The sequence below is a fragment of the Streptomyces sp. NPDC085946 genome (genome assembly GCF_044540485.1).
In the GTDB taxonomy this organism is placed as follows: domain Bacteria; phylum Actinomycetota; class Actinomycetes; order Streptomycetales; family Streptomycetaceae; genus Streptomyces.
The window spans coordinates 116,530-131,580 of sequence record NZ_JBITSF010000003.1 but is presented as its reverse complement, the minus strand read 5'-3'; the positions used below and the strand labels follow the sequence as shown (position 1 = coordinate 131,580).

General features: G+C 72.2%; 12 protein-coding genes. All 12 read left to right on the top strand.

The annotated features are described in order from the left end of the window. Positions 1–1,287, top strand: coding sequence for a dihydroorotase (locus ACIF8T_RS08465; RefSeq protein WP_400032551.1), 1,287 nt, complete (start codon positions 1–3; stop codon positions 1,285–1,287). Further along, positions 1,284–1,907 (top strand): hypothetical protein, encoded by a 624-nt coding sequence (locus ACIF8T_RS08460; protein ID WP_400032549.1) that lies wholly within the window; start codon positions 1,284–1,286, stop codon positions 1,905–1,907. The genes ACIF8T_RS08465 and ACIF8T_RS08460 overlap by 4 nt, the downstream gene beginning before the upstream one ends. Then, positions 1,904–3,046 (top strand): glutamine-hydrolyzing carbamoyl-phosphate synthase small subunit, encoded by a 1,143-nt coding sequence (gene carA / locus ACIF8T_RS08455; protein ID WP_400032547.1) that lies wholly within the window; start codon positions 1,904–1,906, stop codon positions 3,044–3,046. The genes ACIF8T_RS08460 and carA overlap by 4 nt, the downstream gene beginning before the upstream one ends. After that, on the top strand, positions 3,039–6,347 hold the full coding sequence (carB, locus tag ACIF8T_RS08450) for a carbamoyl-phosphate synthase large subunit (protein ID WP_400032545.1): 3,309 nt from the start codon (positions 3,039–3,041) through the stop codon (positions 6,345–6,347). The genes carA and carB overlap by 8 nt, the downstream gene beginning before the upstream one ends. Positions 6,348–6,398: 51 nt before the next feature. Next, positions 6,399–7,505, top strand: a complete 1,107-nt coding sequence (locus ACIF8T_RS08445; protein WP_400032543.1) for a quinone-dependent dihydroorotate dehydrogenase — start codon at positions 6,399–6,401, stop codon at positions 7,503–7,505. Beyond that, entirely contained in the window at positions 7,502–8,347 is an 846-nt protein-coding gene (pyrF, locus tag ACIF8T_RS08440; protein ID WP_400032541.1) for an orotidine-5'-phosphate decarboxylase, read from the top strand. The genes ACIF8T_RS08445 and pyrF overlap by 4 nt, the downstream gene beginning before the upstream one ends. A gap of 298 nt (positions 8,348–8,645) precedes the next feature. Continuing rightward, complete coding sequence (locus ACIF8T_RS08435) at positions 8,646–8,969, top strand: integration host factor (RefSeq protein ID WP_003977346.1); 324 nt, start codon at positions 8,646–8,648, stop codon at positions 8,967–8,969. 59 nt (positions 8,970–9,028) lie between these two features. Beyond that, the gene (gene gmk, locus ACIF8T_RS08430; RefSeq protein WP_400032539.1) at positions 9,029–9,586 is read left to right on the top strand and encodes a guanylate kinase; all 558 of its coding nucleotides are present in this window, start codon (positions 9,029–9,031) and stop codon (positions 9,584–9,586) included. A 70-nt stretch (positions 9,587–9,656) separates the two neighbouring features. After that, positions 9,657–9,929 carry a DNA-directed RNA polymerase subunit omega gene (gene rpoZ / locus ACIF8T_RS08425; RefSeq protein WP_003977348.1) on the top strand — a complete coding sequence of 91 codons (273 nt, stop codon included), beginning with the start codon at positions 9,657–9,659 and terminating at the stop codon, positions 9,927–9,929. Positions 9,930–10,052: 123 nt separating this feature from the next. Continuing rightward, positions 10,053–11,255 carry a bifunctional phosphopantothenoylcysteine decarboxylase/phosphopantothenate--cysteine ligase CoaBC gene (gene coaBC / locus ACIF8T_RS08420; protein ID WP_400032537.1) on the top strand — a complete coding sequence of 401 codons (1,203 nt, stop codon included), beginning with the start codon at positions 10,053–10,055 and terminating at the stop codon, positions 11,253–11,255. A 237-nt stretch (positions 11,256–11,492) separates the two neighbouring features. Beyond that, positions 11,493–12,701 carry a methionine adenosyltransferase gene (metK, locus tag ACIF8T_RS08415; protein WP_400032535.1) on the top strand — a complete coding sequence of 403 codons (1,209 nt, stop codon included), beginning with the start codon at positions 11,493–11,495 and terminating at the stop codon, positions 12,699–12,701. 166 nt (positions 12,702–12,867) lie between these two features. After that, positions 12,868–15,015, top strand: a complete 2,148-nt coding sequence (locus tag ACIF8T_RS08410) for a primosomal protein N' (RefSeq protein ID WP_400032533.1) — start codon at positions 12,868–12,870, stop codon at positions 15,013–15,015. Positions 15,016–15,051: the final 36 nt, after the last annotated feature.

Sequence of the window (15,051 nt, the reverse complement as noted above, 5' to 3'; positions counted from 1 at the left end):
ATGAGCAAGATCCTGATCCGCGGTGCGCGGGTGCTCGGCGGCGAGGCGCAGGACGTCCTGATCGACGGCGAGACCGTCGCCGAGGTCGGCGCCGGGCTGTCCGCCGAGGGCGCCGAGGTCGTCGAGGCCGACGGCAAGGTGCTGCTGCCCGGCCTGGTCGACCTGCACACCCACCTGCGCGAGCCCGGCCGCGAGGACTCCGAGACCGTGCTGACCGGCACGCGCGCGGCGGCCTCCGGCGGCTACACCGCCGTGTTCGCCATGGCCAACACCTTCCCGGTCGCCGACACCGCCGGTGTGGTGGAGCAGGTCTGGCGGCTCGGCAAGGAGCACGGCTACTGCGACGTGCAGCCCGTCGGCGCCGTCACCGTCGGCCTGGAGGGGCAGAAGCTCGCCGAGCTGGGCGCGATGCACGAGTCGGCCGCCGGGGTCACCGTCTTCTCCGACGACGGCAAGTGCGTCCACGACGCCGTGATCATGCGCCGGGCCCTGGAGTACGTGAAGGCCTTCGGCGGCGTCGTCGCGCAGCACGCGCAGGAGCCGCGGCTGACCGAGGGCGCCCAGATGAACGAGGGCGTCGTCTCCGCCGAGCTGGGACTCGGGGGTTGGCCGGCGGTGGCCGAGGAGTCGATCATCGCCCGGGACGTCCTGCTCGCCGAGCACGTCGGCTCCCGCGTGCACATCTGCCACCTGTCGACCGCCGGGTCCGTGGAGATCGTCCGCTGGGCCAAGTCCCGCGGCATCCAGGTCACCGCCGAGGTCACCCCGCACCACCTCCTCCTCACCGACGAGCTGGTCCGGACGTACGACCCGGTCTACAAGGTGAACCCGCCGCTGCGCACCGAGCGTGACGTGATGGCGCTGCGCGAGGCGCTCGCCGACGGCACCATCGACATCGTGGCCACCGACCACGCCCCGCACCCGCACGAGGACAAGGACTGCGAGTGGGCCGCGGCCGCCATGGGCATGGTGGGCCTGGAGACGGCGTTGTCGGTGGTCCAGGAGACGATGGTCGACACGGGCCTGCTGGACTGGGCCGGCGTCGCCGACCGCATGTCCTTCAAGCCCGCGCGGATCGGACGGGCCCGCAACCACGGCCGTCCCGTCTCGGCAGGTGAGCCCGCCAACCTCACCCTCGTCGACACGGCATACCGTGGCTCTGTGGACCCCGCGGGCTTCGCCTCGCGCAGCCGCAACACCCCCTACGAGGGGCGCGAGCTGCCGGGCCGTGTCACGCACACCTGGCTCCGGGGCAAGGCCACGCTCGTCGACGGGAAGCTCACGTGACACCTGTAATCCTGCTGGCCGCCGAGAAGGAATCGGCCGAGGTCACCGACTGGGCCGCCCGCATCGGCTGGGTCGTCGGTCTCGCCCTCTTCGTCGCGCTCGTCTACTGGCTGATGCGCGAGGGGTGGAAGTGGCGCGGCACGCTCCAGAGCGACCTGCCCGAGCTGCCCTCCCGCCCGTCGTCCGCCACCCCCCTCGACGGAGGCGGCAAGCCGCCGCTGCCCGGAATGCCGGACGACCCGGGCCCGGCCGGACTGACCCTGAGCGGCCGCTACCACGGCTCCACCACCGCCGGGCAGTGGCTGGACCGCATCGTGGCGCACGGCCTCGGCACCCGCAGCCGGGCCGAGCTCACGCTGACGGACGCCGGACTGGACGTCGTACGCCCCGGGGCGCGCGACTTCTTCGTCCCCGCGGCCGCGCTGCGCGGGGCCCGGCTCGACAAGGGCATCGCCGGCAAGGTGCTCACCGAGGGCGGCCTGCTCGTCGTGACCTGGGAGCACGGCGGCAGGCTGATCGACTCGGGCTTCCGCTCCGACCGGGCGGCCGAGCACAACGCGTGGGCCGACGCCCTCAACGACATGATCAAGACCAACACGACGGAAGGCGCCGAACGATGACGACCTCCACAAGGGGAGCTGGCAAGGTTCCCGCCGTACTCGTCCTGGAGGACGGCCGGATCTTCCGCGGCCGCGCCTACGGGGCCGTGGGGGAGACCTTCGGCGAGGCCGTGTTCTCCACCGGCATGACCGGCTACCAGGAGACCCTCACCGACCCGTCGTACCACCGGCAGGTCGTGGTGATGACCGCCCCGCACGTCGGCAACACCGGTGTCAACGACGAGGACATGGAGTCCAAGAAGATCTGGGTCTCCGGCTACGTGGTGCGCGACCCCGCGCGCGTGCCCTCCAGCTGGCGCTCCCGGCGCACGCTGGACGAGGAGCTGGCCGCCCAGGGCGTCGTCGGCATCAGCGGCATCGACACCCGCGCCCTCACCCGCCACCTGCGCGAGCGCGGCGCCATGCGCGTCGGCATCTTCAGCGGCGAGGCGATCCGCGACGACGCCGCGCTGCTGGCCCGGGTGCAGGAAGCCCCGCAGATGACGGGCGCCGACCTGTCCGCCGAGGTCGCCACCACCGAGCCGTACGTCGTCCCCGCGATCGGCGAGAAGAAGTTCACCGTCGCCGCCGTCGACCTCGGCATCAAGGGCATGACCCCGCGCCGCATGGCCGAGCGCGGCATCGAGGTGCACGTGCTGCCCGCCACCGCGACCGTCGACGACGTCTACGCGGTCGACCCCGACGGCGTGTTCTTCTCCAACGGCCCCGGCGACCCCGCCACCGCCGACCACCCCGTCTCCGTCATGCAGGGCGTCCTGGAGCGCGGCACCCCGCTGTTCGGCATCTGCTTCGGCAACCAGATCCTCGGCCGCGCCCTCGGCTTCGGCACCTACAAGCTGAAGTACGGCCACCGCGGCATCAACCAGCCGGTGCAGGACCGCACGACCGGCAAGGTCGAGGTCACCGCGCACAACCACGGCTTCGCCGTCGACGCCCCGCTCGACCAGGTCTCCGAGACCCCCTTCGGCCGCGCCGAGGTCTCCCACGTCTGCCTCAACGACAACGTGGTGGAGGGCCTCCAGCTTCTCGACAAGCCGGCCTTCAGCGTCCAGTACCACCCCGAAGCGGCGGCCGGCCCGCACGACGCCGCCTACCTGTTCGACCGCTTCGTGAAGCTCATGGAGGGCCAGCGTGCCTAAGCGCACCGATATCCAGTCCGTCCTGGTCATCGGCTCCGGCCCGATCGTCATCGGCCAGGCCGCCGAGTTCGACTACTCCGGCACCCAGGCCTGCCGGGTCCTGAAGGCCGAGGGCCTGCGGGTGATCCTGGTCAACTCCAACCCGGCGACGATCATGACCGACCCGGAGATCGCCGACGCCACGTACGTCGAGCCGATCACCCCGGAGTTCGTCGAGAAGATCATCGCCAAGGAGCGCCCCGACGCGCTGCTGCCCACCCTCGGCGGCCAGACCGCGCTCAACACCGCCATCTCCATGCACGAGCAGGGTGTGCTGGAGAAGTACGGCGTGGAGCTGATCGGCGCCAACGTCGAGGCCATCCACAAGGGCGAGGACCGCGACAAGTTCAAGCTGGTCGTGGAGGAGGTCCGCAAGAAGATCGGCCACGGCGAGTCCGCCCGCTCGGTCATCTGCCACTCCATGGACGACGTGCTCGCGGGCGTCGAGACGCTCGGCGGTTACCCGGTCGTCGTGCGCCCCTCCTTCACCATGGGCGGCGCCGGCTCCGGCTTCGCGCACGACGAGGAGGAGCTGCGCCGCATCGCCGGCCAGGGCCTCACGCTCTCCCCGACCACCGAGGTGCTCCTGGAGGAGTCCATCCTCGGCTGGAAGGAGTACGAGCTGGAGCTGATGCGCGACAAGAACGACAACGTCGTGGTCGTCTGCTCCATCGAGAACTTCGACCCCATGGGCGTGCACACCGGTGACTCCATCACCGTCGCCCCCGCGATGACCCTCACCGACCGCGAGTACCAGGTGCTGCGCGACGTCGGCATCGCGATCATCCGTGAGGTCGGCGTCGACACCGGCGGCTGCAACATCCAGTTCGCGGTCAACCCCGAGGACGGCCGGGTCATCGTCATCGAGATGAACCCGCGCGTGTCCCGCTCCTCGGCGCTCGCCTCCAAGGCGACCGGCTTCCCGATCGCCAAGATCGCCGCGAAGCTCGCCGTCGGCTACACCCTCGACGAGATCCCCAACGACATCACGCAGGAGACCCCGGCCTCCTTCGAGCCGACCCTCGACTACGTGGTCGTCAAGGCCCCGCGGTTCGCCTTCGAGAAGTTCCCGCAGGCCGACTCCACCCTCACCACCACCATGAAGTCGGTCGGCGAGGCCATGGCCATCGGCCGCAACTTCACCGAGGCCTTCCAGAAGGCGCTGCGCTCGCTGGAGAAGAAGGGCAGCCAGTTCACCTTCGTCGGCGAGACCGGCGACAAGGAGGAACTGCTGCGCGCGGCGGTCCGCCCGACCGACGGCCGCATCAACACCGTCATGCAGGCCATCCGCGCGGGCGCCACGCCCGAGGAGGTCTTCGACTACACGAAGATCGACCCCTGGTTCGTCGACCAGCTCTTCCTGATCAAGGAGATCGCCGACGAGCTGGCCGGGGCGCCCGAGCTGACCCGCGAGCTGCTCGCCGAGGCCAAGCGGCACGGCTTCTCCGACCAGCAGATCGGCGAGATCCGCGGCCTGCGCGAGGACGTGGTGCGCGAGGTCCGGCACGCGCTGGGCATCCGCCCGGTCTACAAGACGGTCGACACCTGCGCCGCCGAGTTCGCCGCGAAGACCCCGTACTTCTACTCGGCCTACGACGAGGAGACCGAGGTCGCCCCGCGCGAGAAGCCGGCCGTCATCATCCTCGGCTCCGGCCCGAACCGCATCGGCCAGGGCATCGAGTTCGACTACTCCTGCGTCCACGCCTCCTTCGCGCTCAGCGCCGCCGGGTACGAGACCGTGATGGTCAACTGCAACCCGGAGACCGTCTCCACGGACTACGACACCTCCGACCGCCTCTACTTCGAGCCGCTGACGCTGGAGGACGTGCTGGAGATCGTCCACGCCGAGCAGCAGGCCGGTCCCGTCGCGGGCGTCGTCGTCCAGCTCGGCGGCCAGACCCCGCTGGGCCTGTCGCAGGCGCTGAAGGACAACGGCGTGCCGATCGTCGGCACCTCCCCGGAGGCGATCCACGCCGCCGAGGACCGCGGCGCCTTCGGCCGGGTCCTGCAGGAGGCCGGGCTGCCGGCCCCCAAGCACGGCACCGCCACCACCTTCGCCGAGGCCAAGGCCATCGCCGACGAGATCGGCTACCCGGTCCTGGTGCGGCCGTCGTACGTCCTCGGCGGACGCGGCATGGAGATCGTCTACGACGAGACCCGGCTGGAGTCCTACATCGCCGAGTCCACCGAGATCAGCCCCTCGCGGCCGGTCCTGGTCGACCGGTTCCTCGACGACGCCATCGAGATCGACGTCGACGCGCTCTACGACGGCGAGGAGCTGTACCTCGGCGGCGTCATGGAGCACATCGAGGAGGCCGGCATCCACTCCGGCGACTCGGCGTGCGCGCTGCCCCCGATCACGCTCGGCGGCTTCGACATCAAGCGGCTGCGCGCCTCCACCGAGGCCATCGCGCGCGGTGTCGGCGTACGCGGCCTGATCAACATCCAGTTCGCGCTCGCGGGCGACATCCTCTACGTGCTGGAGGCCAACCCGCGCGCCTCGCGCACCGTCCCCTTCACCTCGAAGGCGACCGCGGTGCCGCTGGCCAAGGCCGCCGCCCGGATCTCCCTGGGCGCGACCATCGCCGAGCTGCGCGCCGAGGGCCTGCTGCCGGCGAACGGCGACGGCGGCGAGCTCCCGCTCGACGCGCCGATCTCCGTGAAGGAGGCCGTCATGCCGTGGTCGCGCTTCCGCGACATCCACGGCCGCGGCGTCGACACGGTCCTCGGCCCGGAGATGCGCTCCACCGGCGAGGTCATGGGCATCGACTCCGTCTTCGGCACGGCGTACGCCAAGTCGCAGGCGGGCGCCTACGGGCCGCTGCCCACCAAGGGCCGCGCCTTCATCTCCGTCGCCAACCGCGACAAGCGCTCGATGATCTTCCCGGCCCGCGAGCTGGTCGCGCACGGCTTCGAGCTGCTCGCCACCTCCGGCACGGCCGAGGTCCTCAAGCGCAACGGCATCAACGCCACGGTGGTGCGCAAGCAGTCCGAGGGCACCGGCCCGAACGGCGAGAAGACCATCGTCCAGCTCATCCACGACGGCGAGGTCGACCTCATCGTCAACACCCCGTACGGCACCGGCGGCCGCCTCGACGGCTACGAGATCCGCACGGCGGCCGTGGCGCGGTCCGTGCCGTGCCTGACGACGGTCCAGGCGCTCGCCGCGGCGGTGCAGGGCATCGACGCCCTCAACCGCGGCGACGTGGGCGTCCGATCGCTCCAGGAACACGCGGAATTCCTGACCGCGGCCCGCGACTAGCAGCCCCGAGGGGGACACCGGAAACGGTGTCCCCCTCTTCATGAGGACACCATGTACAAGACTTTCTTCGACCTGTTCTTCCGGCGCATGGATCCGGAGCGGGCGCACCACCTGGCCTTCCGCTGGATCCGTCTCGCGGCCCGCGTCCCCGTGCTGCGCACCTTCGTCGCCGCCGTGCTCGCGCCCCGCCACAGAGAGCTGCGCACCCAGGCCCTCGGGCTGCGCATGCACGGCCCGTTCGGGCTGGCCGCGGGCTTCGACAAGAACGCCGTCGGCATCGACGGCATGGCGATGCTCGGCTTCGACCACGTCGAGATCGGCACGGTGACCGGCGAACCGCAGCCCGGCAACCCGCCCGAGCGGCTGTTCCGGCTGGTGGGGGACCGGGCCCTGATCAACCGCATGGGCTTCAACAACGACGGCTCGCTGGCCGTCGCCGCCCGCCTCGCCTCCCGCACGCCGGTCTTCAGGACGGTCGTCGGCGTCAACATCGGCAAGACCAAGGCGGTGCCGGAGGACGAGGCCGTCGCCGACTACGTGAAGTCGGCCGAGCGGCTGGCGCCGTACGCCGACTACCTGGTGGTCAACGTCTCCTCGCCGAACACGCCGGGGCTGCGCGACCTGCAGGCCACCGAGGCGCTGCGCCCGCTGCTGACCGCCGTGCGGGAGGCCGCCGACCGCGCGGTCCCCGCCCGCCGCGTGCCGCTGCTCGTCAAGATCGCGCCGGACCTCGCCGACGAGGACATCGACGCGGTCGCCGACCTGGCCGTGGAACTCGGCCTGGACGGGATCATCGCCACCAACACCACCATCGCGCGCGAGGGACTCGGCCTGACCTCCGACCCCGCCCTCGTCAAGGAGACCGGCGGCCTGTCCGGCGCCCCGCTCAAGGCCCGCTCCCTGGAGGTGCTGCGCCGCCTGTACGCCCGTGTGGGCGACCGGATCACCCTGGTCGGGGTCGGCGGCATCGAGAACGCCGACGACGCCTGGCAGCGCATCCTGGCCGGTGCCACGCTGGTGCAGGGCTACAGCGCGTTCGTCTACGAGGGGCCCTTCTGGGCCCGCGCCATCCACAAGGGGCTCGCCGCGCGCCTGCGCACCAGCCCGTACGCCACGCTCGCCGACGCGGTGGGCGCCGACGTGAGGAAGACGGCATGAGCGGTCCGGAACCCTTCGGCGCGCGCCTGCGCCGGGCCATGGACGAGCGCGGCCCGCTGTGCGTCGGCATCGACCCGCACGCCTCCCTGCTCGGCGAGTGGGGCCTGAACGACGACGTGGCCGGCCTGGAGCGGTTCAGCCGCACGGTCGTCGAGGCGCTGGCCGGCCGGGTGGCCGTCCTCAAGCCGCAGAGCGCGTTCTTCGAGCGCTTCGGCTCGCGCGGCATCGCCGTCCTGGAGCGGTCCGTGGCCGAGGCGCGGGCGGCCGGCGCGCTGGTCGTCATGGACGCCAAGCGCGGTGACATCGGCTCGACCATGGCCGCGTACGCCGAGTCCTTCCTGCACAAGGACGCCCCGCTGTTCTCGGACGCGCTGACCGTCTCGCCCTACCTCGGCTACGGGTCGCTGAGCCCGGCCGTCGCGCTGGCCCGCGAGAACGGCACCGGCCTCTTCGTGCTGGCGCTCACCTCGAACCCCGAGGGCGGCGAGGTCCAGCACGCCGTCCGCGCCGACGGACGCACCGTCGGAGCGACGATGCTGGCGCACCTGGCCGTCGAGAACGCGGGGGAGGAGCCCCTCGGCTCCTTCGGCGCGGTGGTCGGCGCCACCCTCGGCGACCTGTCGTCCTACGACCTCGCCATGGGCGGTCCGCTCCTCGCGCCCGGCATCGGCGCCCAGGGGGCGACCCCGGCCGATCTGCCCCGGGTGTTCGGGGCGGCGGTGCGCAACGTCGTGCCCAACGTCAGCCGGGGCGTGCTGCGCCACGGACCCGACGTCGTCGCGCTGCGTGACGCGGCGGAACGCTTCGCACAGGAGATCGGGGCGGCGGTCGCGTCCGCCTGAGCGGGTCCGGGTCCTCCGCGGAGTGACCCGGGCCTCATTTCCGCTTGGATACATGCTCAAATCGAGGGCATTATGTCCTCAATGCCCATCCTGACGGAGGCTGACCAGGACTTTTCCGCTGTTCTCGCTGACTCTGGCGGAGATGGCCGCTAGTCTCCGACGAGTGGGGGCACCTCCCACGCCCTCATGAACAAGGGGGAGAACGGGCAAGCGTGTTGCTCGTGCCTTCCCAGGTGTGGGGCGACTAGGTTCCTCACCGGTCCGTATCCGACAGTTCGACATCCGAGGTGACGTAGGCGTGGCTCTTCCGCCCCTTACCCCTGAACAGCGCGCAGCCGCGCTCGAAAAGGCCGCCGCGGCTCGCCGGGAGCGGGCCGAGGTCAAGAATCGACTCAAGCACTCCGGCGCCTCCCTGCACGAGGTCATCAAGCAGGGCCAGGAGAACGACGTCATCGGCAAGATGAAGGTCTCCGCCCTCCTGGAGTCCCTGCCGGGCGTGGGCAAGGTCCGCGCCAAGCAGATCATGGAGCGACTCGGCATCTCCGAGAGCCGCCGCGTGCGCGGCCTCGGTTCCAACCAGATCGCCTCCCTGGAGCGCGAGTTCGGCAGCACCGGCTCCTGAACCCGCCTCCGGCGGGACGGGAGTCCCGGTCACTCCGGGATTGCTGGAATAATCGCTGCATGAGTGAACGTCCGCGGCTGACCGTGCTCTCCGGCCCCTCCGGGGTCGGCAAGAGCACGGTCGTCGCCCATATGCGCAAGGAACACCCCGAGGTCTGGCTCTCGGTGTCGGCGACGACCCGCAAGCCCCGCCCCGGCGAGCAGCACGGAGTCCACTACTTCTTCGTCAGCGACGAGGAGATGGACAAGCTGATCGCCAACGGCGAGCTGCTGGAGTGGGCCGAGTTCGCCGGCAACCGTTACGGCACGCCGCGTGCGGCCGTGCTGGAGCGGCTGGAAGGCGGTGAGCCGGTGCTCCTCGAGATCGACCTGCAGGGCGCCCGTCTGGTCCGCGAGTCCATGCCCGAGGCCCAGCTGGTGTTCCTGGCCCCTCCCTCCTGGGAGGAGCTGGTGCGCAGGCTCACCGGCCGGGGCACCGAGTCGCCCGAGGTCATCGAGCGCCGGCTGGACGCGGCGAAGACCGAGCTGGCCGCCGAGCCGGAGTTCGACGTGACCCTGGTCAACACCTCCGTCGAGGACGTGGCGCGCGAGCTGCTAGCCTTGATGGACGTCGTGTGATCCTCGCCGGCCGTCCCGACCGCCGCTGATCAGCCCGACTGGTTCTTTCCCATCCATCGGAAGGTAGAGCGTGTCCTCTTCCATCTCCGCGCCCGAGGGCATCATCAACCCGCCGATCGACGAGCTCCTCGAGGCCACCGACTCGAAGTACAGCCTCGTGATCTACGCGGCCAAGCGGGCCCGCCAGATCAACGCGTACTACTCGCAGCTCGGCGAGGGCCTCCTCGAGTACGTCGGTCCGCTCGTCGACACCCACGTCCACGAGAAGCCGCTCTCGATCGCCCTGCGCGAGATCAACGCGGGGCTGCTGACGTCCGAGGCCATCGAGGGCCCGGCGCAGTAAGTAGTATTTCCAGCTTGCAGCTGACTTTTCCACAGGCCCGGCAGCGCGACTGCCGGGCCTGTGGTGTGTAGTGGAGTCGTGCGCTCGTCTCCGGCGCACACCAGCCGAGTCCGGGGAGAGACGGTGGACAAGCCCAAGGTCGTTCTGGGGGTCAGCGGCGGCATCGCCGCGTACAAGGCCTGTGAGCTGCTGCGGCGGCTGACGGAGTCGGGACACGACGTCCGCGTCGTCCCCACCGCCTCCGCCCTGCACTTCGTCGGTGCCGCCACCTGGTCCGCCCTGTCCGGGAACCCCGTCTCGACCGAGGTGTGGGACGGCGTCCACGAAGTCCCGCACGTCCGCATCGGGCAGCACGCCGACCTGGTCGTCGTCGCCCCGGCCACGGCCGACATGCTCGCCAAGGCGGCCCACGGCCTCGCCGACGACCTGCTGACCAACACCCTGCTCACCGCGCGCTGCCCGGTCGTGTTCGCTCCCGCCATGCACACCGAGATGTGGGAGCACCCGGCCACCCAGGAGAACGTGGCGACGCTGCGCCGGCGCGGCGCGGTCGTCATCGAGCCGGCCGTCGGCCGCCTCACCGGCGCCGACACCGGCAAGGGCCGGCTGCCCGACCCGGGGGAGATCTTCGAGGTCTGCCGCCGGGTGCTGGCCCGGGGCGTCAGCGAGCCGGACCTCGCGGGCCGGCACGTCGTCGTCAGCGCCGGCGGCACCCGCGAGCCCCTCGACCCGGTCCGCTTCCTCGGCAACCGCTCCTCCGGCAAGCAGGGCTACGCCCTCGCCCGCACGGCCGCGGCCCGGGGCGCCCGCGTCACGCTGATCGCGGCCAACACCGCCCTGCCGGACCCGGCCGGCGTGGACGTCGTCGCGGTCGGGACGGCCGTGGAGCTGCGCGACGCGGTGCTGAAGGCGGCCGCCGACGCCGACGCGGTCGTCATGGCCGCGGCGGTCGCCGACTTCCGCCCGGCCGTCTACGCCTCCGGCAAGATCAAGAAGCGGGACGGCGAGGACCCCGAGCCCGTCGCGCTGGTACGGAATCCGGACGTTCTCGCCGAGATCTCCGCCGACCGTGCGCGTGCCGGGCAGGTGATCGTCGGCTTCGCCGCCGAGACCGACGACGTGCTCGCCAACGGCCGCGCCAAGCTCAAGCGCAAGGGCTGCGACCTGCTGGTGGTCAACGAGGTGGGGGAGCGCAAGACCTTCGGCTCCGAGGAGAACGAGGCCGTGGTCCTGGGCGCCGACGGCAGCGAGACCCCGGTGGCGCACGGCCCCAAGGAGGCCCTGGCCGAAACCGTCTGGGACCTGGTGGCCGAGCGTCTGCGGTGAACGTTCCGTGAACCGTACGTCACGGCGAAACCCGTGCGATCGGGGCGTGGCGCCTCTGGCCAAGGCCGCTCGGCATTGGGCAGAATGCCAGTGCCGCAGGTCACAGCGCTTCCGAGAGGCGAGACAGGGGCCCGCGGCCGAAGCGCGACCGATAAACTGTTCCACGGACGGCGTCGGGTGCAGCCCCCGCCGTCCGCCAATGATCAGCCAGCAGCCGCTGCAACCCCAGGGAGCGTTGTGTCCCGTCGCCTGTTCACCTCGGAGTCCGTGACCGAGGGTCACCCCGACAAGATCGCTGACCAGATCAGCGACACCATTCTCGACGCGCTGCTGCGCGAGGACCCGACCTCCCGGGTCGCCGTCGAGACCCTGATCACGACCGGCCTGGTGCACGTGGCCGGCGAGGTCACGACCAAGACGTACGCGGACATCGCGACGCTGGTCCGCAGCAAGATCCTCGAGATCGGCTACGACTCCTCCAAGAAGGGTTTCGACGGCGCCTCCTGCGGCGTGTCCGTGTCGATCGGCGCGCAGTCGCCCGACATCGCCCAGGGCGTGGACGCGGCGTACGAGGCCCGGGTCGAGGGCGACGACGACGAGCTGGACCGGCAGGGCGCCGGTGACCAGGGCCTGATGTTCGGCTACGCGACGGACGAGACCCCGACGCTGATGCCGCTGCCGATCTTCCTGGCGCACCGCCTGTCCAAGCGCCTGTCGGACGTGCGCAAGAACGGCACGATCCCCTACCTGCGCCCGGACGGCAAGACGCAGGTCACCATCGAGTACGACGGCGACAAGGCCGTCCGCCTCGACACGGTCGTGGTCTCCTCCCAGCACGCCTCCGACATCGACCTCGACTCCCTCCTGGCTCCCGACATCAAGGAGTTCGTGGTGGAGCCGGAGCTGAAGGCCCTGCTGGACGAGGGCATCAAGCTGGACACCGAGAACTACCGCCTGCTGGTCAACCCCACCGGCCGCTTCGAGATCGGCGGCCCGATGGGCGACGCCGGCCTGACCGGCCGCAAGATCATCATCGACACCTACGGCGGCATGGCCCGCCACGGCGGCGGTGCCTTCTCCGGCAAGGACCCGTCCAAGGTGGACCGCTCGGCCGCGTACGCGATGCGCTGGGTCGCCAAGAACGTCGTGGCCGCCGGCCTGGCCTCGCGCTGCGAGGTGCAGGTGGCGTACGCGATCGGCAAGGCCGAGCCGGTCGGTCTGTTCGTGGAGACCTTCGGCACCCACCAGATCGAGACCGAGCGGATCGAGAAGGCCATCGACGAGGTCTTCGACCTGCGTCCGGCCGCCATCATCCGCGACCTCGACCTGCTCCGCCCGATCTACGCCCAGACCGCGGCGTACGGCCACTTCGGCCGCGAGCTGCCCGACTTCACCTGGGAGCGCACGGACCGCGTGGACGCGCTGCGCGCGGCCGCGGGGCTGTAACAACCTCGCGCGCCGAGCGAGGCGCGCGGGACGGCGAGACACCGCACGACGAGGCCCGGCACCCTTCGGGGAGCCGGGCCTCCGGTGCGTCCGGCGGCGGCGCGGACATCCGCTCGCCGGTCCCGGACACCGCCGATTGTCAGTGGCGTTTGGTAAGAATGCAGGCGTGAGCAGCGAGAACGGACAGCCGGACGGCGGCGCGGAGGGCGCGCCGCCCGAGCAGCTCGCGCTCATCCGCGAGAGCGTGCGCACGGCGAAGGCGCCGAAGGCCAAACCGCGGACGTGGCGGGGCGCCGCGCTCGCCGCGGAGCTGCCCGTCGCCCGGGTGCTCGTCGACAAGGGCGTGCTGCACCTCGACCGGTACTTCGACTACGCCGTGCCCCAGGAGCTGGCTGCCGACGCGCAGCCCGGCGTGCGCGTGCGGGTGCGCTTCGGGGCCGGTCGGCACCGGGTGCGCGAAGGGCGGCGCGAGGGCGGCGGCCTGATCGACGGGTTCCTGATCGAGCGCCGTGCCGAGTCCGACTACACGGGGCCGCTGGCCGCGCTGGCCCAGGTCGTGTCGCCCGAGCGCGTGCTGAGCGAGGAACTGCTGGGACTGGCGCGCGCCGTCGCCGACCGCTACGCGGGCAGCCTCGCCGACGTGCTCCAGCTCGCCGTGCCGCCGCGCAACGCCCGCGCCGAACAGCGGCCCTCACCGGCCCCGCTGCCCCCGCCCCCGGCGCCCGGGACGGGCTCCTGGGCCCGGTACGAGCGGGGCGCGGCCTTCCTGGAGTCCCTGGCCGCGGGCGGCGTGCCGCGGGCCGTGTGGAACGCGCTGCCGGGGCCCGGGTGGAGCGAGGAACTGGCCCGGGCCGTCGCGGCGACGCTGGCCTCGGGGCGCGGCGCGCTCGTCGTCCTCCCCGACGGACGGGCCGTCGCCCGGGTCGACACCGCACTGACCGCGCTGCTGGGGGAGGGGCGGCACGCGGTGCTCACCGCGGACGCCGGCCCCGAGAAGCGGTACGCGCAGTGGCTGGCGGTGAACCGGGGGTCCGTACGGGCCGTGATCGGGACGCGGGCCGCCATGTTCGCGCCGGTGCGGGACCTCGGCCTGGTGGCCATCTGGGACGACGGGGACGACAGCCACAGCGAGCAGCACGCGCCGCAGCCGCACGCGCGCGAGGTGCTGCTCCTGCGTGCCGCGCAGGACAAGTGCGCCTTCCTGCTGGGGGGTTGGAGCTGCACGGTGGAGGCCGCGCAGCTCGTGGAGAGCGGATGGGCGCGGCCGCTGGTCGCCGGACGGGACGAGGTCCGCCGCAGCGCTCCGCTCGTGCGGACCGTGGGGGACGGCGATCTCGCCCGGGACGAGGCCGCCCGGGCCGCCCGGCTGCCGACCCTGGCCTGGCAGGCGGTCAGGGAGGGACTGAAACACGGGCCGGTCCTGGTGCAGGTGCCCCGGCGCGGGTACGTGCCGCGGATGGCGTGCGCCACCTGCCGGGTGCCCGCCCGCTGCCGGCACTGCTCGGGGCCGCTGGAGGCGCAGGACACCGGTGCCGTGCTGCGGTGCGGCTGGTGCAACCGGGAGGAGGGCGCCTGGCACTGCCAGGAGTGCGGCGGCTTCCGGCTGCGGGCCCAGATCGTGGGGGCGCGCCGGACCGCCGAGGAACTGGGGCGGGCCTTCCCCGCCGTTCCGGTGCGGACCTCGGGCCGTGAGCATGTGCTCGACACCGTGCCGAGCGCCCCGGCGCTCGTCGTGAGCACCCCGGGCGCCGAGCCGGTGGCCGAGGGCGGGTACGCGGCGGCGCTGCTGCTGGACGGGTGGGCCATGCTCGGGCGGCCCGACCTGCGGGCCGGGGAGGACGCGCTGCGGCGGTGGATCGCGGCCGGCGCGCTGGTGCGGCCGCAGGGGGCCGGGGGCACCGTGGTCGTGGTGGCCGAGCCGACGCTCCGGCCGGTGCAGGCGCTGGTGCGGTGGGATCCCGTCGGCCATGCCGTGCGGGAGCTCGGCGAGCGGGCCGAGCTGGGCTTCCCCCCGGTGTCGCGGATGGCGGCCGTGTCGGGTCCGGCGCAGGCCGTCGCCGAGTTCCTCCGCGCGGTGGAGCTGCCCGGCGAGGCCGAGGTGCTGGGGCCCGTGCCCCTGCCGGTGACGGCACCGGGCCGGTCCCGGCGGGCGGGGGCGCCGCCGCCCGGGGAGCACTGGGAGCGGGCGCTGGTCCGAGTGCCGCCGGGGCGGGGGGCGGCGCTGGCCGGGGCGTTGAAGGCCGCGCAGGCGGCGCGGATGGCCCGTGGGGGAGAAGGGGTGTGGGTGCGGATCGATCCGCCTGACATCGGGTGAGTCGTTCTGTGCCTGCGTCACCGTGTCTGCGTCCTC

Excerpts from the sequence above, each read along its gene's own strand:
- ACIF8T_RS08465 (WP_400032551.1), top strand. The coding sequence starts at position 1 with ATGAGCAAGATCCTGATCCGCGGTGCGCGGGTGCTCGGCGGCGAGGCG.
- carA (WP_400032547.1), top strand. The coding sequence starts at position 1,904 with ATGACGACCTCCACAAGGGGAGCTGGCAAGGTTCCCGCCGTACTCGTC.
- ACIF8T_RS08445 (WP_400032543.1), top strand. The coding sequence starts at position 6,399 with ATGTACAAGACTTTCTTCGACCTGTTCTTCCGGCGCATGGATCCGGAG.
- pyrF (WP_400032541.1), top strand. The coding sequence starts at position 7,502 with ATGAGCGGTCCGGAACCCTTCGGCGCGCGCCTGCGCCGGGCCATGGAC.
- gmk (WP_400032539.1), top strand. The coding sequence starts at position 9,029 with ATGAGTGAACGTCCGCGGCTGACCGTGCTCTCCGGCCCCTCCGGGGTC.